This window comes from Sphingomonas vulcanisoli, assembly GCF_011761305.1.
Taxonomy (GTDB): Bacteria; Pseudomonadota; Alphaproteobacteria; order Sphingomonadales; family Sphingomonadaceae; genus Sphingomonas_I; species Sphingomonas_I vulcanisoli.
In genome coordinates this window covers 67,748-88,482 of record NZ_JAAOZC010000005.1, presented here as the reverse complement: position 1 = coordinate 88,482, position 20,735 = coordinate 67,748, and the positions used below count along the sequence as shown (strand labels likewise).

18 protein-coding genes and 1 riboswitch are annotated in these 20,735 nt (G+C 63.5%); of the genes, 7 read left to right on the top strand and 11 right to left on the bottom strand.

Annotation, left to right across the window (positions count from 1 at the left end; genetic code table 11):
* Positions 1-99 precede the first annotated feature (99 nt).
* The 5 genes from scpA to FHS31_RS10935 all read right to left on the bottom strand — a co-directional run bounded on the left by scpA (position 100) and on the right by FHS31_RS10935 (position 5,500).
* Entirely contained in the window at positions 100-2,382 is a 2,283-nt protein-coding gene (gene scpA / locus FHS31_RS10955) for a methylmalonyl-CoA mutase (protein WP_167073444.1), read from the bottom strand.
* Between the two features lie 113 nt (positions 2,383-2,495).
* Entirely contained in the window at positions 2,496-3,284 is a 789-nt protein-coding gene (locus FHS31_RS10950) for an enoyl-CoA hydratase-related protein (protein ID WP_167073443.1), read from the bottom strand.
* Positions 3,281-3,724 carry a methylmalonyl-CoA epimerase gene (mce, locus tag FHS31_RS10945; RefSeq protein WP_167073442.1) on the bottom strand — a complete coding sequence of 148 codons (444 nt, stop codon included), beginning with the start codon at positions 3,722-3,724 and terminating at the stop codon, positions 3,281-3,283. Before mce ends, FHS31_RS10950 begins: the two co-directional genes overlap by 4 nt.
* Before the next feature lie 10 nt (positions 3,725-3,734).
* Positions 3,735-3,971 (bottom strand): hypothetical protein, encoded by a 237-nt coding sequence (locus FHS31_RS10940; protein WP_167073441.1) that lies wholly within the window; start codon positions 3,969-3,971, stop codon positions 3,735-3,737.
* Positions 3,968-5,500 (bottom strand): acyl-CoA carboxylase subunit beta, encoded by a 1,533-nt coding sequence (locus tag FHS31_RS10935; RefSeq protein ID WP_167073440.1) that lies wholly within the window; start codon positions 5,498-5,500, stop codon positions 3,968-3,970. Before FHS31_RS10935 ends, FHS31_RS10940 begins: the two co-directional genes overlap by 4 nt.
* Before the next feature lie 98 nt (positions 5,501-5,598).
* On the opposite strand from FHS31_RS10935, the gene FHS31_RS10930 reads away from it, so the two are divergent.
* Positions 5,599-6,996, top strand: a complete 1,398-nt coding sequence (locus FHS31_RS10930; protein ID WP_167073439.1) for a helix-turn-helix domain-containing protein — start codon at positions 5,599-5,601, stop codon at positions 6,994-6,996.
* A gap of 2 nt (positions 6,997-6,998) precedes the next feature.
* On the opposite strand, the gene FHS31_RS10925 is transcribed toward FHS31_RS10930, so the two are convergent.
* The 6 genes from FHS31_RS10925 to FHS31_RS10900 form a co-directional block, all read right to left on the bottom strand.
* Positions 6,999-9,428 carry a TonB-dependent receptor gene (locus FHS31_RS10925; RefSeq protein ID WP_208408677.1) on the bottom strand — a complete coding sequence of 810 codons (2,430 nt, stop codon included), beginning with the start codon at positions 9,426-9,428 and terminating at the stop codon, positions 6,999-7,001.
* 203 nt (positions 9,429-9,631) lie between these two features.
* On the bottom strand, positions 9,632-11,062 hold the full coding sequence (locus FHS31_RS10920) for a DNA methyltransferase (RefSeq protein WP_341786340.1): 1,431 nt from the start codon (positions 11,060-11,062) through the stop codon (positions 9,632-9,634).
* 377 nt (positions 11,063-11,439) lie between these two features.
* A complete protein-coding gene (locus FHS31_RS10915) occupies positions 11,440-12,213 on the bottom strand; it encodes an ABC transporter ATP-binding protein (protein WP_167073438.1) in 774 nt (257 codons plus the stop codon).
* Positions 12,210-13,196: a FecCD family ABC transporter permease gene (locus FHS31_RS10910; protein ID WP_167073437.1), complete on the bottom strand. Its 987-nt coding sequence runs from the start codon at positions 13,194-13,196 to the stop codon at positions 12,210-12,212. The genes FHS31_RS10915 and FHS31_RS10910 overlap by 4 nt, the downstream gene beginning before the upstream one ends.
* On the bottom strand, positions 13,193-14,071 hold the full coding sequence (locus tag FHS31_RS10905; RefSeq protein ID WP_167073436.1) for an ABC transporter substrate-binding protein: 879 nt from the start codon (positions 14,069-14,071) through the stop codon (positions 13,193-13,195). The genes FHS31_RS10910 and FHS31_RS10905 overlap by 4 nt, the downstream gene beginning before the upstream one ends.
* The gene (locus FHS31_RS10900) at positions 14,071-16,062 is read right to left on the bottom strand and encodes a TonB-dependent receptor plug domain-containing protein (RefSeq protein WP_167073435.1); all 1,992 of its coding nucleotides are present in this window, start codon (positions 16,060-16,062) and stop codon (positions 14,071-14,073) included. The genes FHS31_RS10905 and FHS31_RS10900 overlap by 1 nt, the downstream gene beginning before the upstream one ends.
* Positions 16,063-16,279: 217 nt before the next feature.
* A riboswitch (cobalamin riboswitch) is annotated at positions 16,280-16,512 on the bottom strand.
* Between the two features lie 149 nt (positions 16,513-16,661).
* Here FHS31_RS10900 and FHS31_RS10895 point away from each other — a divergent pair.
* From FHS31_RS10895 to FHS31_RS10870, 6 genes are all read left to right on the top strand, one after another.
* Positions 16,662-18,404 carry a glycoside hydrolase family 13 protein gene (locus FHS31_RS10895; protein WP_167073434.1) on the top strand — a complete coding sequence of 581 codons (1,743 nt, stop codon included), beginning with the start codon at positions 16,662-16,664 and terminating at the stop codon, positions 18,402-18,404.
* A 106-nt stretch (positions 18,405-18,510) separates the two neighbouring features.
* Positions 18,511-18,669: a DUF3309 family protein gene (locus FHS31_RS10890; protein ID WP_167073433.1), complete on the top strand. Its 159-nt coding sequence runs from the start codon at positions 18,511-18,513 to the stop codon at positions 18,667-18,669.
* A 91-nt stretch (positions 18,670-18,760) separates the two neighbouring features.
* A complete protein-coding gene (locus FHS31_RS10885) occupies positions 18,761-19,243 on the top strand; it encodes a DUF4232 domain-containing protein (RefSeq protein ID WP_167073432.1) in 483 nt (160 codons plus the stop codon).
* Between the two features lie 97 nt (positions 19,244-19,340).
* On the top strand, positions 19,341-19,763 hold the full coding sequence (locus tag FHS31_RS10880) for a cupin domain-containing protein (RefSeq protein ID WP_167073431.1): 423 nt from the start codon (positions 19,341-19,343) through the stop codon (positions 19,761-19,763).
* A gap of 23 nt (positions 19,764-19,786) precedes the next feature.
* On the top strand, positions 19,787-20,197 hold the full coding sequence (locus FHS31_RS10875; RefSeq protein ID WP_167073430.1) for a hypothetical protein: 411 nt from the start codon (positions 19,787-19,789) through the stop codon (positions 20,195-20,197).
* Positions 20,198-20,348: 151 nt separating this feature from the next.
* Positions 20,349-20,594, top strand: coding sequence for a hypothetical protein (locus tag FHS31_RS10870; RefSeq protein ID WP_167073429.1), 246 nt, complete (start codon positions 20,349-20,351; stop codon positions 20,592-20,594).
* Positions 20,595-20,735: the final 141 nt, after the last annotated feature.

Genomic DNA, 20,735 nt, shown 5'->3' with positions numbered 1-20,735 from the left:
CGTCACCCCGGACGTGTTCCGGGGTCCACCGTGCCACAAGCACCGACGGCTCAAGTTGATGGGTGGATGCCGGAACACGTCCGGCATGACGGGAAGAGATCACTCCGCCGCCTCGCTGATATCCTCGGGCGGCATGTTGTGGCCGAGCAGCTTGAGGACTTCCTCGGCGGCGGCGACGAGATTGGTGCCGGGGCCGAAGATCGCCTGGACGCCGGCGTCGCGCAGCGCCTGATAATCCTGCGCGGGGATCACGCCGCCGGCGATGACCTTGATGTCTGAGCGCCCTGCCTCGCGGAGGTGGCCGATCAACTCGGGAATCAAAGTCTTGTGGCCCGCTGCGAGCGAGGAAGCGCCGACGACATCGACATCATTTTCGATCGCCATCCGCGCCGCTTCCGCTGGCGTCTGGAACAGCGGTCCGGCGAGAATATCGAAGCCGAGATCGCCGAACGCCGAGCTGACGAGATTGGCACCGCGATCATGGCCGTCCTGCCCCATTTTGGCGACGAACATCCTGGGCGCGCGGCCCTTGATCCGGCCGACCGAGATGACACCGTCCTTGAGGCCGATCCAGCGCGCATCGTCGCCATAGGCGCCGCCATAGATGCCCTGCACCGGCGTCGGCGTTGTGCCGTAGCGGCCGAACACATCCTCCATCGCCAGACTGATTTCGCCGAGCGTGGCGCGGGCGCGGGCGCATTCCACGGCGAGGGCGAGCAGGTTGTTCTCAAATCCTCCCCCGGCGGGGGAGGTGGCATCGCTGAGCGATGACGGAGGGGTGTCGCCACGCGAGAGGGGGGATACCCCTCCACCAGCGTGCGGCTGGTCCCCCTCCCCTTGCAGGGGAGGAACTTGTCCGCGCCTCGCACCTTCGCGCAGCGCATCGAGCGCCGCCGTGCAAGCAGCCTCGTCGCGCCCGGCCTTCACGGCCTGGATCCGCCGGATCTGCGCCTCGCGCACCGCGACGTTATCGACATCGAGGATCTCGATCGGATCCTCATTGTCCTTGCGGTATTTGTTGACGCCGACGATCACCTGCTCGGTGCGATCGATGCGCGCGGCGGTGGCGGCGGCGGCTTCCTCGATCATCGCCTTGGGCCAGCCCGCGGCGACCGCCTTGGCCATGCCGCCATCGGCCTCGACCTTCTCGATAATTGCCCAGGCCTTGTCGACCAGCTCCTTGGTCAGGCTCTCGATATAATAGCTGCCGCCCAGCGGATCGACGACATTGCACATGCCGGTCTCCTCCTGGAGCACCAGCTGCGTGTTTCGCGCGATGCGGGCGGAGAAATCGGTTGGTAGCGCGATCGCCTCGTCCAGCGCGTTGGTGTGGAGCGACTGGGTGCCGCCTAGCATCGCCGCCATCGCCTCGATCGTGGTGCGCATAACGTTGTTGTAGGGATCCTGCTCGGTCAGGCTGACCCCCGAAGTCTGGCAGTGGGTGCGGAGCATCTTGCTGCGCTCATCCTTGGCGCCGAGATCGGTCATCACCCGATGCCAGAGCACGCGCGCGGCGCGCAGTTTGGCGATCTCCATGAAGAAATTCATGCCGATCGCGAAGAAGAAGCTCAGCCGCCCGGCAAATTTGTCGATATCGAGGCCCGATGCGACGCCGTATTTCACATATTCGCGGCCGTCGGCGATGGTGAAGGCTAGCTCCTGCACCTGCGTCGCGCCGGCTTCCTGCATATGATAGCCGCTGATCGAGATGCTGTTGAACTTGGGCATCTCGCGGCTGGTGTAGGCGAAAATGTCCGAGATGATCCGCATCGAGGGTTCGGGCGGGTAGATGTATGTGTTGCGGACCATGAACTCCTTGAGGATGTCGTTCTGAATGGTTCCGTCGAGCTGCGCACGCGGCACGCCCTGCTCCTCTCCCGCGACGATGAAGAAAGCGAGGATCGGGATCACCGCGCCGTTCATCGTCATGGAGACAGACATCTGATCGAGCGGGATGCCGTCGAACAGGATCTTCATATCGTCGATCGTATCGATCGCCACGCCCGCCTTGCCGACATCGCCGGTAACGCGGGGGTGATCCGAGTCATAACCCCGGTGCGTAGCGAGATCGAAGGCGACCGACAGGCCCTTCTGCCCCGCCTTCAAATTGCGGTGGTAGAAAGCGTTGGATTCCTCGGCGGTGGAGAAGCCCGCATATTGGCGGATCGTCCACGGACGGCCCGCATACATCGAAGCGCGGACGCCGCGCGTGAACGGCGCGAAGCCGGGCAGGCCGGGATCCCAGCCTTCAGTATCTTCGGCGGTGTACAGCGGCTTGACGTTGATCCCCTCGGGCGTCGCCCAGGTGAGGTCTTTGCCCCTCACCTCCCTGGCGGCGGCGGCGGACCATTGATCCAGGTTGGGCTTATTTTCGGCCGACATAAGCAACTCCGCTCGGGCTGAGCTTGTCGAAGCCCTGCTTTGTTCTTTGCGTCGAGGAGAAGGACAGTCCTTCGACAGGCTCAGGACAGGCGAAAGAGAGCGATCCATCCATCTCAGCGGCCCTCGAACTGCGGCGCGCGTTTTTCGCCGAACGCCGTCAGCGCCTCGCGGAAATCGCGGGTGCGGCCGGCGATGTCCTGATGGTTGCGCTCGATCTTTAGCGTCTCCTCCAGCGTGGCGGTGAGCGCCGCTTGCACCTGCCGCCGAATCAGGCCGATCGCAACCGTCGGCCCCTCGGCCAGCCGGGTGGCGAGCGCCACGGCCTCTGCCGGCAGCGCCGCATCGTCAACGACCCGCGTTACCAGCCCGGTCGCCAACGCATCTTCGGCCTGCAGCTTCTCGCCGAGCAGCATCATCTCGAGCGCCTTGGCGCGGCCGGCGCCCTTGGCGATCAGCCAGCTCGCGCCGGTATCGGGCACCAGCCCGATGTTGACAAAGGCCGCCTGCAAATAGGCCGATCGCGCCATCACGACGATATCGCCAGCGAGAGCGAGCGAGCAGCCCGCGCCCGCCGCCGGTCCGTTGACCGCGGTGAGGATCGGGATCGGCAGGTTCGCCAATCGCATCGCCAGCGGATTGAAGTAATCATCGACGATCGGCCCCAGCGCATCCGGCACGCGACCGTCCGGTGTCGCGCCGATCAGATCGAGCCCCGAGCAGAAAGCGCGGCCCTCGCCGGTCAACACCAGCGCCCGCGCGCCGCCTGCGATGGCGGCATCCAGCGCACCGTCCAGATCGGCGAACATCGCAAGGTTGATCGCGTTGAGGCGATCGGCGCGCGTCAGCGTGATCGTCGCGACGGCGCCACCCTGCTCGAGCCTGAGGGTAGCGAAATCGCTCAATGCGCCGCGCCTTCTTTCGGCGTTTCCATGATCTCGGTCAGCACGCCGTTCATGTCCTTGGGGTGGACGAAGAAGATCAAAGTGCCGTGCGCGCCGATCCGTGGCTCGCCCAGAACGCGGCACCCAAGCCCCTCGAACCACGCCTTGGCCTCGTGGATATCGGCCACCTCATAGCACATATGATGCTGGCCCCCGGCCGGGTTCTTGGCGAGGAAGCCGGTGATCGTGCTGGTCTCATCATAAGGCTCGATCAGCTCGATCTGTGTTCCGGCCGAGCCGTTCTCACCCGGCGTATCCACGAAGCAGACCTTCACTCCCTGCGCGGGCAGATCGAACGGCGCATGAACCTTCGTCGCGCCCATCACCTCACGATAATAAGCGATCGACGCCTCAAGCGATGGCGTTGCAATCCCGATGTGATTGAGCCGCCCCAGCTTCAACGCATCTCTCCTATTTGCCAGATCGGATGATTGCGAACAGCATAGCGCAGGCCAACGGAGCGCTTGCGAATTTGCTGACCACAACGGACCAAAAAACGAGTGGCCAGCGATCGCGCCCGATCGTCGCCCCCCGACCGTTCCAATCCGCTTTTCCCAGCTGCAGATCTCGCAGGCCGGCGCGCACGTTGACAGCGCAGATAACCGCGACGGTGGCGGCAGCGATATAGGGGAACAGCTTTTCACTCACAGCGGAATATTGTCGTGCTTCTTCCAAGGGTTCTCGAGCTGCTTGTTCTTGAGCTTCTTGAGACCGAGGGCGATGCGGCGGCGGGTGGAGTGGGGCATGATCACTTCATCGATGAAGCCCTTGCTCGCCGCGACGAAGGGGTTGGCGAAGCGCTCCTCATATTCCCTGGTGCGTGCGGCGATCTTCTCCGGATCGCCGATGTCCTTGCGGAAGATGATCTCGACCGCGCCTTTTGCGCCCATCACCGCGATCTCGGCGGTGGGCCAGGCATAGTTGAGATCGCCGCGCAGATGCTTGGAGCTCATAACGTCATAGGCGCCGCCATAGGCCTTGCGGGTGATGACGGTGATCTTCGGCACGGTCGCCTCGGCATAAGCGAACAGCAGCTTCGCGCCGTGCTTGATGATGCCGTTATGCTCCTGCGCGACGCCGGGCAGGAAGCCGGGGACATCGACGAACGTCACGAGCGGGATGTCAAAGGCGTCGCAGAAGCGGATGAAGCGCGCCGCCTTCTTGGAGCTGTTGATATCCAGCACGCCCGCCATCACCATCGGCTGGTTGGCGACGATTCCTACCGTGCGTCCGTCGATCCGGCCGAAGCCGATCACAATATTGGCGGCGTGGGTCGGCTGCACTTCGAAGAAATCGCCCTCGTCGACGACCTTCTTGATCAGCTCCTTCATATCATAGGGCTTGTTGGCGCTGTCGGGGATCAGCGTATCTAGGCTCTCGTCGATCCTGTCCCAGGGGTCTTCCGTGGGTCGTTCGGGCACGTCGTGGCGGTTGGAAAGCGGCAGGAAATCGACGAAATCGCGCACCGCGACCAGCGCCTCGATGTCATTCTCCAGCGCCAGGTCGGCGACCGAGGATTTGGTCGAGTGGGTGACCGCGCCGCCCAATTCTTCCTGCGTCACCACCTCGTTGGTGACGGTCTTCACCACGTCCGGCCCGGTGACGAACATGAAGCTCGAATCCTTCACCATGAAGATGAAGTCGGTCATCGCCGGCGAATAGACCGCGCCGCCCGCGCACGGGCCCATGATCACGCTGATCTGCGGCACCACGCCCGAAGCGAGGACATTGCGCTGGAATACCTCGGCATAGCCGCCGAGGCTGGCGACACCCTCCTGGATGCGCGCGCCGCCGCTGTCGTTGAGCCCGATCACCGGCGCGCCGACCTTCAGCGCCATGTCCATGATCTTGCAGATCTTCTGCGCGTGCCGCTCCGAAAGCGAGCCGCCGAATACGGTGAAATCCTGGCTGAACACGAACGCCAGCCGGCCGTTGATCGTGCCCGATCCGGTGACGACGCCATCGCCCGGGATCACCTGATCCTGCATCCCGAAATCGACGCAATTATGCTCGACGTACATGTCATATTCTTCGAAACTGCCGGGATCGAGCAGCACCGCCACGCGCTCGCGTGCGGTCAGCCGGCCCTTCTTGTGCTGGGCATCGATGCGGGCCTGGCCGCCGCCCATCGCCGCCTGATGGCGCTTGTTTTCCAGCTTCTGCAGGGTCGCGAGCATTTCCGTCCTTCGGGCATTCGATTGCTGAGCCCGCCTTTCCAGCCTTGTGGCGTGCATGCAAATGTGAAATTGCGAAGTTGCGAAGCGAGAGTTTGCAAATGCTGAACGAAGGAAGGCCAAAACGACGGCGCTTTGCGGGCGCCGAATTGCGCGCGCTGCGCCATCGTCTCGCGCTCGGGCAGGCGGCGATGGCGCGGCGGCTGGGCCTTTCGGTCAGCTATCTTTCGCAGATCGAGAGCGACGATCGCCCGGTAACGGCGGCGGTGGCGGCGGCGCTGACCCGTGCCTTTCCGCTCGATTGGCAGCCGGTGGTGGAGGGCGCTTCGGCGCGCGCCGAAGCCTTCCACGCCGCGCTCGCCGATCCGCTGTTTTCGGAGCTGCCGCCGATGTCGTCGCGGCTTGCCGAGCAACAGCCGGGCCTTGCCGACCGTTTCGTCGCGCTCCATGCCGCATGGCGCGCGGCGGAGGCGCAGCGGCAGATCGCCGATGAGGCGATCGCCAGCGGCGTCGAGGGGGCAGGGCGTCTGCCGTGGGAAGAGGTGCGCGACTGGTTTCACGACGCGGGCAATTATGTCGGCCCGCTCGACGAGGCGGCGGAAGCGCTGGCCGAGGGGATCGGCGGTCCGCACGTTTCGACCGAGGCGCTGATTGGCGCGCTGGCGCAGGGCGGCGTGACGGTTGCCAACAGCGAGGACGATGGGCCGCTGCGGCACTTCGATCCCGCTACCGGGCAGCTGTTGCTGAATGCCGGCCAACCGGCGGCGACCCGCCGATTCCTGCTCGCGCACCAGCTCGTCTCGCTGCGCTTCGCCGCGATGATCGCCGATGTCACAAACGATGCGATGCTCTCCGAAGAGGCCCGCCGCCTGCTGGGCATTGGCCTGGCCAATTATGCCGCAGGCGCGCTGCTCATGCCTTACGCTGCCTATGCCACTTCGGCGCGCGAGGTACGCCATGATATCGATCGGCTCCGCCAGCGTTTCGGGGTCAGCTTCGAGCAGGCCTGTCACCGCCTCTCGACACTGCAAAAGCCCGGCGCACGAGGTTTGCCGTTCTTCTTCTGCCGCGTCGATATGGCGGGCAATATCACCAAGCGCCACTCGGCCACCCGCCTGCAGTTCGCACGGTTCGGCGGCGCCTGCCCGTTGTGGATCGTGCATGAGGCGGTGGCGATCCCCGATCGCATCCTCGTCCAGCTCGCCGAAACGCCGGACGGCGTTCGCTATCTCTCGATGGCGAAGGGGCTGGTAAAGCCCTCCGGCAGCTACGAACGTATGGCCCGCCGCTATGCGGTCGCGCTGGGATGCGAGGCGACGCATGCCAGCGCGTTCGTCTATGCCGATGGCCTCGATCTCGGCGGAGCGGCGACCCCGATCGGCATCTCCTGCCGCCTTTGCCCCCGCGAGGACTGCGATCAGCGCGCTTTCCCGCCCGCCGATCGCCCGATCGCGATCGATCCCGACGTGCGCGACGTCGTGCCCTACCGGGTGCTGTAGGCCTAGAAGGTCACCCGCACCGTGCCGCCGAAGGTCCGCGGATCGCCGGGATAGCCCTGGACGATTCCGGTCGACTTGGTTAGGCCGAGCAGGTTGATGAAATAGGCCTTGTTGGCCAGGTTCTTGACCCACAGCTGCAGATCCAGCGTGCCATGCATCAATTGCACGCCAGCGCGGGCGTTGAACAAGGCATAGGCACCCTGCTCGGCGAGCGGATCGAGCGTGATCGTGTAATTCTGTTTGGTCCGATAATTGGCGTCGATCATGCCGTAGCCGGTCACGCTTTCGGTGATTTCGTGGCTGTAATCGACGGTGAGATCGGCGGTCCACTTAGGCGCCCAGGCGACGGTGCGGCCGGTGAGATCGCAGGAGGTGGCGGTCGATTCGGCCGGGCAGGTCGAATTGCTGAACGATGAATAATAAGCATGATCGTAGCTGACGAAGCCCTTGGCGTGGAGGCCCTTGGCCAGCCACGCCTCACCCTCCAACTCGACGCCGTTCGAGGTCAGCGAACCGACATTGGCGAGGAATTTGAGCGCGGTATTGCCGACGCCCACCGCCTCGTTCGCCTGATAATTCTTCACCTTGGTGTGGAAGGCGGTGAGGTTGAGCAGCAGGTGGTGGTTGAACCACTCGCTCTTGATGCCGCCTTCGATATTGTCGGCGGTCTCGCCCTTGATCGCCTGCGTCGCGCCGAACGAAACCGCATTGGCGACGTTGGGGTCGGGGTTGGAGCTATTCTCCGGCAGCAGGTTGAAGCCCTTGGATTTATAGCCGCGCGCATATTTGAGATAGAGCATCACCGGATCGATCGGCTTGTAGCTCAGGCTCGCTTCACCCGAGAGCGAACGATCCTTGATGCTCTGATCGACATGGCCGAGCTGGGCGTTGGCGCCCGCCGCCGAAAGCACGTTGAGCTGCGCCTGATTTAAGCCCGACACGTTGGACGTGATCGCGCCATTATACAGCTCGGACTTGTCCTCCCAGGTGTAGCGCAGGCCGCCATCCACGGCGAAGCGGCGCGCGGCATCGGGATGCCAGGTGACGTTGCCGAACACTGCCTCGGTATTGGTGTGGAACACCGCCTGGCTGGCGATGCCGACGCCCGCGATCTGCGTCGCGTAAGCCCCCTGCGCCCAACTGCGACCGGCGACGTTGGGGAAGGCGGTCGCACTCGGGTTGGCCGCCCAGATATAATATTGATCGCCGAAGCGGATGCGCGAATCGACCTGCAGCCTCTGACGCGACAGGAAGCCGCCGAAGGTCGCCTCGATCGGCTGATCCTTGGGGGTCGCCCAGCGCAATTCCTGGCTGAATTGATGCTCGGCGTTGCACGAACCATAATCGGGGATCGCGTTGAGTTGGGTGTAATCATTGTCGTTGTTGGTGAAGCACTTCCACTTTTCATAGGCAGTGATCGATGTGATCGCGCCCTTCGCGCCCAGATCCCAATCGATCTGGCTGCTCACCGCGCGCGTATCGGTCTTGGCATCGAGACGGCTGTTGATGTTGACGTAGCGGTCGCTCGCGTTGCTGGTCAGCAGCGTATAGCCCGCCGCCGTCATCCGCGCCTGCAGCGCCGCCGGGTTGTAGATTGCGGTGATGACCGGCGATGTCGTCGGGAAGAACTGGTGGTTGTAGGTGCCGATCAGGCGGATCGAGAGGTTTTCGGTCGGCGTGGCGAGCAATTGCGCTCGGACGCCCTGGCCCTGGCGCGCATTCTGATAATTGCCATTGAACAGGTTCAGATAATTTCCGTCGGTCTTGCTGTAATAGCCGGAGAGGCGCGCGGCGAGCTTGCCGTCGATGATCGGGCCGGTGATGCTGCCCTTGAACTGATGGAAGCCCTGATTGCCGCCTGTCGCTTCGGCCGATCCGCCGAAGGTGAAGCTCGGTTTCAGGCTGTTGATGATGACCGCGCCGGCGGTGGTGTTCTTGCCGAACAGGGTGCCCTGCGGCCCGCGCAACAGTTCGACCTGGGCAAGATCGTTGAAATCGGTCGAGACCATGCCCGGCCGGCCCGAATAGACGCCATCGACGAAGATGCCGACCGATCCATCGATGCCGTCGGTGTTGAACCCGTTGTTGCCGATGCCGCGCACGCCGAGGTTCAGCTGCTTGGGATTGGTCAGATAGACCGAAAAGGCCGGCAGCTTCGATTGAAAATCGGTGAAGTTGACGAGGTTCTGCCGCGTCAGTTCCTGCGGGGTGATCACCGTGACCGGGATCGGCACATTCTGCACGTTCTCGGGCCGCTTGCGCGCGTAGACGGTGATGTCCTGCAATTGGCTCTGTTCCGCCTGATCGATCGCCTGCTCCTGCGTCTTGGCTTGCGTGGCGGGCGGCGCGGTCTCCTGCGCATGGGCCGTGGCGAACGAGCTTACCGAGACGAGAAGCGCGGCGACGAGCCGCGCCGTGGCAGAAGCGTGCATGTATGTCATCCCCTTGGGCGCCGCGCCCTCGCCGACCATGGCCGGCAGCTATCGTGAGCTTTCCGCGGCGGGCTTTAGGAAGGCGGCAAGGCAGTTCCACGACATATGCGTGACAGGGTTGTGACATGCGACGGACCGCGGCCGTCATCGAAAGAGGGCACCCGCACGTTCGAGGATGATCGTGGTCAGCGTGATGCGCTGACTTAAATCAGACTGCCCTGCGCGCCCTCGCGATGGCTCGCGCGGGTTTCGACGCGCGATGCGCGGCGGTTGGGGCTGGCCAAAGGCGGCAACCGCGGATGGCGATCGTTGAACAGCTCGGCCAGCGTGAAGATCTGCAGCGCGGGGTAACGTCCGAACTCCGTTTCGATCAGACCATGGCTATCCGCCTCTGCCGCCATCCCCCGCGTCGGTGCGGCGGCGCACACAAAGAGACCGAGTTTGTGGCCGTCGCGCTGCATCACCCGGCCGAGATCGCGGACCATCGCCGGATTGACGTTGGCGCCCGCCTTGACCGAGATCACCCCAGTTTCGGTGCCGCCGCCGCGACCGATGTAATAGAAATAGCCGTCGACCCCACGATCACCGCCTTTCTTGCCTCCCATCCACGGCCATCCTCCTAGCTTGAGCGTGATCCACTGCTGAAACTGGTGCGGATCATCGTGCGCGAGCCGCTGGGCGGAGGCGAGATCGGAGGGCACGCCGATCGTCCGGAAAACGGCTTTCTCCGCATAGCCGTCGCGCAGCCGTTTCTCGATCAGGCCGATCGCCAGATGCGTGATGTCGATGCCGATCCAGCGCCGATCGAGCTTCTGCGCGGCATCCACCGCAGTACCGCAGCCACAGAAAGGATCGAGCACGACGTCACCCGGGTGGGAAGATGCAGTGATGATCCGTTCGAGCAAGGCAACAGGCTTCTGCGTGGGATAGCCGAGTTTCTCGGTCGAGAAGGATTTGATGTTCGGCGAATAGAGTTCGGGATCGTCCCAGACGTCGTCGATCGCCTTGCCGTTCGGATTCTCGCCACCGCCCCGGCGGACATAGTCCTTGCCGTGCGGCACATAGATCTTGTTGAAGGTCCAATAGGCGCCACTGTCTTTCACATAATAGAAGATCGTATCGTGATTGCGCACCCAATTTTGGGCACGGGTCTTGAAGCCGCTGACCCAGCCGCTGCGCCAGACGATCTCGCGACGGAAATTCTGCGGCCCGAAAACGGCGTCCAGCACCAGCTTGAGATAGTGGCCGGCGGTGGGATCACAGTGGAGGTAGAGGCTGCCGGTGGGCTTGAGCACGCGATGCAGCTCCAGCAGCCGCACCGCCATCATCGCAAGATAGGCCATCATCGCATTCTCGCCCAACGCAACGTGCATCGCCTGCATTAGCGTGTGGAGAACGTGGTTTCCGCTTTCAGCGATATCGAGAAGTGCTGCCGAAGCGGACGGCCCCCAACTCCATGTGTCGTCGAACGCCTCGATGCTGGCGTCCGCTCCGGCTCCATCCGGCGCCTTGAAGAGAATATTGTATGTCGCGTTCGAGTTGAAGGGTGGATCGAGATAGACAAGATCAACGCTGGCATCGGCAACATGCTCACGCAGCACCATGAGATTGTCGCCATAGTACAGCTGATCCACGCATTCCTCGCCGCTCGTTCGAGAGGCGTAGACCCTGTAGCGGAACGAAGAATGACTAAACCATGGTTCCAACCAGAACGGATGGAATTGTCGTTCGCGGCGTCGGATCGGGATCTGTCGATGCATGGCGCGTCGACCTAAAGGAGCTACCGCCGAGGCAAAGCGGATAACCATCCGATCTGGCGAGCCGCCGTGGTGCAGCGCCGCTCCCTTGGAGAAACCTGGGAGTTTTAATGAGACCATTAGACGATTCAACCACGAACCAACCATGATTCTGAAGCCAGGATGGAGGCAGATCGCATTGCTGACGGATATCAGCCATTCCGGATCAAGTTTCGGGCGAGGACGGCTTCTGATCCTAAACCAAGGACGATAGCCTATAGCTTTCCGGTAAAACGGATCGAGGTGGCGCGGCCTTCCCCGACGACATGCGCGGGAATATCGTAAAGGTCGGTAAGGATCGGAGCGATGAGGATCGATTCGGCGGGACCGTGGGCCATTACCCGCCCCGCTTTTACCGCCAGCACCTCGTCTGCGATGTTGGCAGCGAGATCGAGATCGTGAAGGGCGACGATCACCGTGCATCCGGCATCGGCCAGCGCACGGAGGCGGCGACTGGCATCATAAGCGTGGCGGGGATCCAGGCCCGAAGTCGGCTCGTCGGCGATCAGCAATTCGGGATCGCCGACCGTGGCGCGCGCCAGCATCGCCCGCGCGAATTCGCCGCCAGAAAGCTGCGTAGCCGGCCGATCGCGCAGGCCAACGAGATCATGGTCGGCAAGCGCGCGATCGACCCGGGCGCGCATCGCGGCGGGGAGATCGCCGAAGGATGGCAGGCTCGGCGCCAGCCCCAGCGCGACGACGCGCTCGACGCTGATCGGCCATTCGATCCCGGCACGCTGCGGCAGATAGGCGCGCCGCCGGGCCAGCGTGCGGCGGCTCAGCGAGGCAAGGGCATCGTCGCCCAGGCGAATCGTGCCGCCATCCAAGGGCAACAGCCCCGCGCTCGCTTCCAGCAGGCTGCTTTTGCCCGCGCCATTTGGTCCGATCACTGCCGTCAGACGGCCCGCGCGGAAGCTGACGGTGGCGTCCTGCACGACGATGCGGCCGCCGCGAGCGATCGAAACGGCATCGAGATGCAGCGCGCTCATGCTGTGCGCCTGCGCACATGGACGACCAGCCACAGGAAGAAAGGCGCACCGACGATGCTGAGGAACACACCGAGGTTGATCGGCGGCCCGCCGAAGCGGATCAGGCGCGTCGCTATGTCGGCGATCACCACCATGATCGCGCCGACCAAGGTGGCGGGGACGAGGATCTTGCCGGGCCGATAGCCGACAAGCGGGCGGACAAGGTGCGGCGCGATCAGCCCGACGAAGCCGATCGCCCCGGCCACCGCCGTCGCCGCGCCGACGCCCAGCGCCGTGCCGACCAAAGCGAGCAAGCGCACCCGCCCGACCGCGATGCCGAGGCTTTCCGCCTGGGTTTCGCCCAGCGCCAGCACGTCGAGCGACCGCCCAAGGCTCAGTAAAAGCGCCCCGCCGACGAGAATGAAAGGCGCCGCCAACCGGACATGATCCCAGCTACGCTCGGCGAGCGAACCCATCAGCCAGTTCATGATCTCATAAGCCGCATACGGATTGGGGGCGAGGTTGAGCGCCAGCGTCGTACCCGCGGCGGCGATGCTGGTGATGGCCGAGCCGGCGAGAATCACCGCCAAGGTGCCGCCGTTACGCGACAGCAGCAGCGCCAGCGCGGCGGTGGCAAGACCGCCGACCAATCCGAACAAGGGCGAGGCCAGCGTGAAACTGGCGCTGAAACCGTAATAGATGGCGATCACCGCCCCCAGCGATGCGCCTGCGGAGACGCCCAGCAAGCCCGGCTCGGCAAGCGGATTGCGCAGCAGGCCCTGCAGGACGGCGCCCGAAAGCCCAAGGACCGCACCGATCAGGATCGCAAGGAGGGTGCGTGGTAACCGGATTTCAAGGACGATCAGACCTGCCAGATTAGGCGCCGGGTGACTGAACGCCGACAGCACCTCACCGGGGGTCAGCCAGACCGTACCGGCGAGCAGCGAGGCCGCCGCCGCCGCCACAAGGATGATCGCCAAAGCCGGGATCAGCCAGCGGCTCATCGCCCCGCTCCCGCCGCGAAGGGAAGCGGCGATCGCGCCGCGCCTGCCGCCGCTCCCAGCTCCCGCCGCAGCATCAGCGCGGCATCGGCGATGAAGGGTGTGCCGCAAAGATAATAAGCCTGGCGGATCACCAGCGTGCGATCCTTGCCCCAATAGTGGCGCACGAGGGGATGGTGCGCGATGTTCGCGCGCAGCCCCGCCTGATCATAGCCGCCCTGGATCAGCAGCTGCGGCGCGGTTTCCAGCAACACTTCCGTATCGGGCCGGCCATAGCCGTTCGCCGGCGGTTCGTTGGCGACATTGATCGCGCCGGCGGTGCGCAGGACGGCATCGTAGAGCGAGCCCTTCTGCGCACTGAATCCGCCGCCGTCCCACGCCGCCACCCGGATCGGCGGGGCAGGATGACGCGCGAGATCGGCGAGCTTGCGGTCCATCGCCGCGATCAAGACCTCGCCGCGCGCGCGTTCATCCACGGCGGCGGCGATTTGGCGGGTAACCGAACGGATCTGATCGAAGCTCGATGCGTCATCCACCGCGATCATCGGCCATCCCATCCGCTGCAGCAGCCCCCGCGTTGCCGGGCTGGCGAGGCTGCTGGTGACGATCAGATCGGGCCGCTGCCGAACGACCTCTTCCGCCATCCCGTGATTGACCGCCACGCGCGCCGCTACAGCCGCCATCAATGATCCCTGCGGATCGCGCGACAGCCAGGTGACCGATGCGATCCGATCGGGCGGCAGCAGCGCCAGCACGATCTGATCGGTGCACTGGTTCAGCGACATCACCCGCATCGGATGCGCGGGGATCGCCGACAGCGCCGCATCACCCAGGAGGGATAGTGCAACGCCGAGCGCGAAAGAGATCGATCGCCTCATCAGAAGCGGACGCGCGCCCCCCCATATCCCGCCCGGCCGGGCGTGGCGTAGCTGTAGACCTCGAAATAATTGCGATCGAGCAGGTTCTCGACGCGGGCGAACAGCTCGATGCTCTTGGTCAGCTTGTAGCTGGCGTTGAGGTTGACGAGGGTGAAGCTCCGCTCGTTGATGAGCAGCGGCGGGAAATAGCCGTAGAACACGTCATTCTGCCGGCCGTTGTAGCGCACCGTCAGCGTGCCGCTGAACCGCTGCCCCTCGGGCGCCCAGGTGAGATTGGCGCTGGCGATAGTCTTGGCGCGGCGCACCGCCTGACCATCGAACGTGCCGGTGGCGAAGGTCGCGGGATTGGTCGTGACAGCCACCTTCTGCGGCGCATGCAGATAGGTGTAGCTCGCATCAAGCCGCCAACCCGCCCCGATCTTCGCCGCTGCCGAAAGCTCGATGCCCTGCTGCTTGGTCCTGTCCGTCCGATTGTAAGGATGCGCAACGAAGAAGGCGTCATAGGCGGTGGCGATCTCATCGGTCAGGCGATTATCGAACCACGTCGCGTCGAGGACGATGCGACGGTCGAGGAAGCTCTGCTCGACCCCCGCTTCATACCCCTTCGATTTTTCCGGCTTGAGGCTGGCATTGCCGATGTAGCGGCCGACATAATAATCGAAGAGTTCGCTGAAGCTCGGCGCCTTGATGCCCGTGCCGTAAGCAGCGTGCAGTCGCGTGCCTGCGCTCAGCTTGGCGCTCCCCTGCACACGAAAGGTCGTGTCGTCGGCAAAGCGGCTGTTGCCGTCATGGCGAACCGAGGCGCCCAAGGCATAACGATCGTCGACGGTGAGATCATATTCGCCAACCGCACCGATATTGGTGGTGTGCCGCCAGCCGAGGAATGCGCCATATTGGCTGACCGTGGTGCGCTCGCTCTCGCGCTCGGCATCCAGCGCGAAAGTGACGCGCTGTTGCACGGCGTCGCTGCCGAAACGGAAGGCGCTTTCGAATGAGCCCTTCACGCGCCGGCCATGATCGCCGGACGCGGCGACAACGGGCGCACCGATGCTGGTAGAATCATAGCCTGTCCGCTTGGTGTCGGCGATCTGACCGGAGAGCGCGTTGGTCCAGCGGCCTTCCAGCAGATCGAGCTGGCCTCTCAACAGGCCATAGAGGCCCTTGTTGACGAAATGAACGCCGGGCGAATCGACGATCAGGCCGTAACCGGGCGTGCCGTAGGCGTTATTGGTGTCGTCTGTGTCAGCATTCGTATAGCTGTAGCGGCCGACAGCCGTCACGTGGAAGTTTGGAGCCGCCGTCCAGATCAGTTTACCCGAAGCGCCGAGATTGTCCGATCCGACATCGCGCGTACCGCCTACCGCCACCGGATAGCCGTCAGTGTGGATGTAGCTGCTCGAAAGCGCATAATCGAGATTGCCCGAGACACCCGCCGCCCGCGCACCGCCGCTGAACGTGTTCATCGATCCGCCCTCGGCGCGCAATTTGAAGCCCGGCGCTTCCGCCCCGGTCAGCGTGATGTAATTGATCACGCCACCGATCGCGTCAGACCCGTAAAGCGCGGATTGCTGGCCGCGCAGCACTTCGATCTTGGCATTCTCGTCGGCGACCAAAGTGCCAAAATCATATTCGCCGGCATAGGGATCGGAAGCCTTGATACCGTCGATCAGCACCAGGGTATGATTGCCCTCGGCACCCCGGATGCGCACCTGCGTCTGCGAACCGACCGCGCCCAAACGGCTGACCGCGAGACCCGGGACATCGCGCAGCACGTCAGACACGACGCGGACCTGGCGATCCTGCATCGTCTGATCGTTAACCACCGTCACCGAAGAACCGATCAGATCGATCGGCGTGGCATCCCCCGAACGCGATGCGGTGACGACGATGGTGTCGCCCTTGGCATCGGTGGTCGGCTGGCCCGGATTGCTCTGAGAAAAGGCAGGCGTCGTCACAGCGATCGCCAGAAAAGAAACGAAAGTCTTGGTCATCGATAATCCCCCGGCGTCGCGACGGGACGGGAGGGCCTGCCGTTCATCCAAGCGAACGACCGGCGCGACGCCACGGGCGGACGCCATCGCGCCCAAGGCAACGCAACCGTGCGGCCCTCGCCGCATGGTCGGGCCTCCCGGCAAAGTATCACTTTGCCGGGCACCCGTTCGTCGCTCAGACGGAGTACCGTGCTCTGGTCTCACCTGGACCACAGCAAGAGCGACCGTTGCGTCGGCAGGTCTCCTGGCTCACGGGTCATCGAGACGATGCACAACCTTCCCAGGCGTGGGTTTCCCCATGGTGCCCAGTGGCCGGCCGCCGGAAACCCGGTGGCCCATTGCATCGCTCTCGCCGCTCACAGTTGCAGGGACAGCTACGGATTTGGGAGAAGCCTCCCGCACCGCATTCCCTTATTAAGCCTCTAGGGCACCGACGCGATCTTTGGACGCGGCGCGAACGCCGCTTCCGTGGGCGCCTCTAGCCACAATAAGCGGTTTCGCCAATCCCCCGCTCGGTTGCCATTGCAGAAGCGCGCACTTGCCGCCAATCGGCGCGCAGCATGCAACCTTCGCGACGATCCATCCTTATCGGTCTTACGATGACGACCGCCGCAGGCCTCTCCACGCGGGCTGGCGCCGCTCCAGCCGTTGAACCGTGGTGGCAGAGCGCGACGGGCTATCAAATCTATCCGGCAAGTTTTGCGGACAGCAACGGCGATGGGGTCGGCGATATTGCCGGCATCATCGGCAAGCTCGATTATCTGCAGGACCTCGGCATCGGCTTCATCTGGCTGTCGCCCGTCTATGCTTCGCCGATGGTCGATAACGGCTACGACATTTCCGATTATCAGGCGATCAATCCGCGCTTCGGCGCGCTCAAGGAGATGGACAGGCTGATCGCCGAGGCACGCGCGCGCGGGATCGGCATCGTCATGGATCTGGTGGTCAATCATACCTCGGATCAGCATGCCTGGTTCCAGCAGGCGCGCCGCTCCAAGACGTCGCCCTATCGCAACTATTATCTGTGGCGCGACAATCCGCCCGCCAAAGGCGCGCCCGATGATATGACCGCCAGCTTCGGCGGATCGACCTGGAGCTACGATGCCCAGGCCGGCGCCTATTATTTCCACATGTTCGCCGCCCAGCAACCCGATCTCAACTGGGCCAATCCCGCGATGCGCGCCGACATCTACAAGATGATGAACTGGTGGCTCGATCGCGGTATCGCGGGCTTCCGCATGGATGTGATCGATCTGATCGGGAAGGATATCGCGCACGGCATCACCGCCAACGGGCCCAACGAGCATCCCTATCTGCAGGAGATGACCGCCGCAACGCAGGCCGGCCGCGATTGCCTAACTGTGGGCGAAGTGTGGAGCGCGACGCCAGACAACGCGCCGCTCTATAGCGATCCCGCGCGCCACGAATTGTCGATGATCTTCCAGTTCGAGGCGGTCACACGCTTCTGGGACGACCAACAGGGCAAGTGGAAGCCGAAGCCGATCGATCTGCCCGTGCTGAAAAGCATCTTCGGCAAATGGCAGGCGGCGCTGGCGACCCGGGGCTGGAGCGCATTGTTCTGGGGCAACCATGATCTGCCGCGCGCGGTCTCGCGGTATGGCGATGACGGCGCGGGGCGTGTGGCCTCGGCCAAGATGCTGGCGACCGTGCTGCACCTGATGAAGGGTACGCCCTACATCTATCAGGGCGAAGAGATCGGCATGACCAATGCGGGTTTCACCTCGATCGATCAGTACCGCGACGTCGAGACGATCAACCTGCATGCGATCGCGCTGCAAGCGGGGATCAAGGACGCCGATTTCATGGCCGGTGCGCGCGCCAACAGCCGCGACAATGCGCGCACCCCGATGCAATGGACCGATGGCCCGAACGCGGGCTTCAGCCGCGGGCGGCCGTGGATCGCGGTCAATCCGAACAAGGCGACGATCAACGCCGCCGCCGATAGCGCCGACCCGAACGGCGTTTATCAGCGCTATCGCCTGCTGATCGCGCTCCGCAAGGCGCTACCCATCATTCGCCAGGGCAGCTTCCGGCTGATCCAGCCGAACCATAAGCAGATCTTCGCCTACGAGCGGCGCTTGGGCGAAGATCGTCTGCTGGTGATCGCTAACTTTACCGGCACCCCCGCTACGCTGCCGCTGACCCCGAACGAAATCATGGTGGGCCGGGACTTGCTGTCAGGAGCCGACCGCACGCTAAGCGGCACTACGCTTTTGCTGCAGCCGTATGAGACGATGGCGCTGCTGCGCGCCTCTCCGCCCGGCAACGCGATCCTGACGGCGACCAACGTCCTGCATCAGGACGACCGTTCGGCGCGATAGGCGATCGATACGTACACGGAACCTTTGCCGGCTCGAAGGCGTCTTCGCTGCAGCAGATCTTCCAGACGGAATGGAACGTCCGCTGAGAAAAAGGGATAAACAACCGATGCTTACGATCATCCTCGTCATCCTGATCATTCTCTGGCTGGGCGGCTCGTTTCCGCGCGCGGGCGCCTATAATGCCAATTGGGGTTTCGCGCCTGTCGGGCTCGGCACCATCCTGCTGATCGTGCTCCTCGTGCTGGTTCTAGACGGCAGGGTTTGACGCCGGCGGTGAGGCGAAAGGCCTATTCCCTCATCTCGCCTGTCAGCGCGGGTTCAGCGGTCCTCGGTAGGAGGAGGTCTGGAGGAAGATCATGTTCGCATGGGTCGCGGCGGCGGCATTCGCCGGCAGCCCGCAGGACGCTGTATGCCGCGCCAGTCAAATCATGCTGCGTCGCGATGGGAAGGACCGCGATTTCAATGGTATGTCGCATTCAGGGACTTTGATTGTCCTGCGCAATCGTGGGCGCGCTTGCCAAATCGAGGCATTGCCGCACGTTGGTTTTACAGATGCACGCGGGCGCGCCTTACCGATCATGCCGAACGCCAAGCGCGGGAGGCGTCCGGGCCGGGCCATGCTGCCGGTTACAATTCCCGCCGGCGGCACAGTTGCGACGCCGCTGCGTTGGGTATCGGGAAACGTGTTCGATCGTAGCCGCTGTTTTTCGCCGACGCGGCTCCGACTAACGATTGGTCGGAAGACGATCTCGGTGCGATTTTCCGGGCGCATCTGTGGTCCGGCGGATCGTTCAACAGGGTTCGATCAGCCGCCTTTGAGCGCAGAGGCTGTCGATTAGCTATTGCGGCTACCGCTTGTCGTGACTGCCGAACGGCCCAGGAACTTCGCGCTCGTGCCGAAGGTTCTGCGCAAGCACGCTCGGCGGAGAAAACAACATGGCAGTCTTCAATAAGGATCTGATCGAGCTCGCGACCAAGAACACCTTTTTCCAACGCGAGGTCTATCGCGACAAGAATGTTCAGATCGTGCTGATGAGTATCGAGCCCGGCGACGACATCGGCGAGGAAACGCATCGCGCTGACCAAACCACTTTCTTTGTTTCTGGCACCGGACAGGCGGTTGTCGACGGCAGCCGGACCGCAGTGAAGGCCAATCGGCTGATCGTCATTCCGCAGGGCGCCAAGCACAATATCATCAACAAGGGTTCGGAGCCGCTCAAGCTGTACAGCGTCTATGCCCCTCCGGCCGAGCCGGCGGGCGTTGCGCACCGTACCAAGGCGGCCGCGGAAGAAGCCGAGAAGGGCATCGCCACCAAAGCGATCGAGCGCGTCAAGAACCTCGTCACGGCGCGAAGCTAGGCAGCGGTTGCATCTCCTTTGGCGTGTATTATGTTGATGATACACGAAGGGATGGCGCGATGAGCAAAAACAAGGTCAAGAAGGGCAAGCTACCCAAGCGGATCGCGGGCATTAAGGTGCCGAAGGAAGCCCGCAAGCGCGCCGAGAGAGCGATTGAGGAGCTCAAGCAACCGGTCATGCGCGAGATGATCGCAGGCGCGATGGGCATGGCAGCCACGGCTATGGCCAAGGCGGCGACTCCAGCCAACTCGACGCATTGCACTCCCGATTCCAAACCGGAAGCCAAGACCGATCCTGCGAAGCCCGCGACTGGCAAGTCGAGTGGAGAGCAACTGGTCGAGATTGCGACGGGCCTCGCGGTGGTGGGGTTCGGCAAGCTGTTCGAGAAAATGCAGGCCGCGAGTGATGCCAAGAAGGCCGAATCTAAGACCTGACCCGCTCTATCCCGATAGAGGCCTCCCACCTCAGACTGCACATTCCGCACCAGATAATCAGATTAGGGACGCTGTTTCGGGCGAGACGGTTAGCCAACGGAACGGCCAGCCCGAGCGGCGCGTTCTAAGGCCATACGAGTGGAGACGGACAATGAGCGACGATAAGGTCGAAACGCCGGCGGCGCCCGATGTGCGCGATGCCCATGATGCCGACAACAACAAGGCGCTCCAGCGCAATCCGAGCGATGAGGACGCGAAGCTGGACGTCGCTCTGGATGAGAGCTTTCCGACGTCCGATGCGCCATCCAATACGCAACCTGGCAAAGGTAAGGATCCGGCGCCGTCATCAGGTTATGATCCCGAGGCCGAAGCTGAAATCGCAGCGGATTCGCACTGAGTTTGCAACGAGGGGCCGACTCATTTCTGCAACACTCCGCAGCACGATCGTTCCGGCTTTTCACTTATGTTGCATTGCAACGTCAAACATGATTCATTCTGCCCCCTAAGCGGTTAGGGTTAAGTGCCCGGCAACCTTCGT

Excerpts from the sequence above, each read along its gene's own strand:
- scpA (WP_167073444.1), bottom strand. The coding sequence starts at position 2,382 with ATGTCGGCCGAAAATAAGCCCAACCTGGATCAATGGTCCGCCGCCGCC.
- FHS31_RS10935 (WP_167073440.1), bottom strand. The coding sequence starts at position 5,500 with ATGCTCGCGACCCTGCAGAAGCTGGAAAACAAGCGCCATCAGGCGGCG.
- FHS31_RS10930 (WP_167073439.1), top strand. The coding sequence starts at position 5,599 with ATGCTGAACGAAGGAAGGCCAAAACGACGGCGCTTTGCGGGCGCCGAA.
- FHS31_RS10925 (WP_208408677.1), bottom strand. The coding sequence starts at position 9,428 with ATGCACGCTTCTGCCACGGCGCGGCTCGTCGCCGCGCTTCTCGTCTCG.
- FHS31_RS10915 (WP_167073438.1), bottom strand. The coding sequence starts at position 12,213 with ATGAGCGCGCTGCATCTCGATGCCGTTTCGATCGCTCGCGGCGGCCGC.
- FHS31_RS10910 (WP_167073437.1), bottom strand. The coding sequence starts at position 13,196 with ATGAGCCGCTGGCTGATCCCGGCTTTGGCGATCATCCTTGTGGCGGCG.
- FHS31_RS10905 (WP_167073436.1), bottom strand. The coding sequence starts at position 14,071 with ATGAGGCGATCGATCTCTTTCGCGCTCGGCGTTGCACTATCCCTCCTG.
- FHS31_RS10900 (WP_167073435.1), bottom strand. The coding sequence starts at position 16,062 with ATGACCAAGACTTTCGTTTCTTTTCTGGCGATCGCTGTGACGACGCCT.
- FHS31_RS10895 (WP_167073434.1), top strand. The coding sequence starts at position 16,662 with ATGACGACCGCCGCAGGCCTCTCCACGCGGGCTGGCGCCGCTCCAGCC.
- FHS31_RS10890 (WP_167073433.1), top strand. The coding sequence starts at position 18,511 with ATGCTTACGATCATCCTCGTCATCCTGATCATTCTCTGGCTGGGCGGC.
- FHS31_RS10885 (WP_167073432.1), top strand. The coding sequence starts at position 18,761 with ATGTTCGCATGGGTCGCGGCGGCGGCATTCGCCGGCAGCCCGCAGGAC.
- FHS31_RS10880 (WP_167073431.1), top strand. The coding sequence starts at position 19,341 with ATGGCAGTCTTCAATAAGGATCTGATCGAGCTCGCGACCAAGAACACC.
- FHS31_RS10870 (WP_167073429.1), top strand. The coding sequence starts at position 20,349 with ATGAGCGACGATAAGGTCGAAACGCCGGCGGCGCCCGATGTGCGCGAT.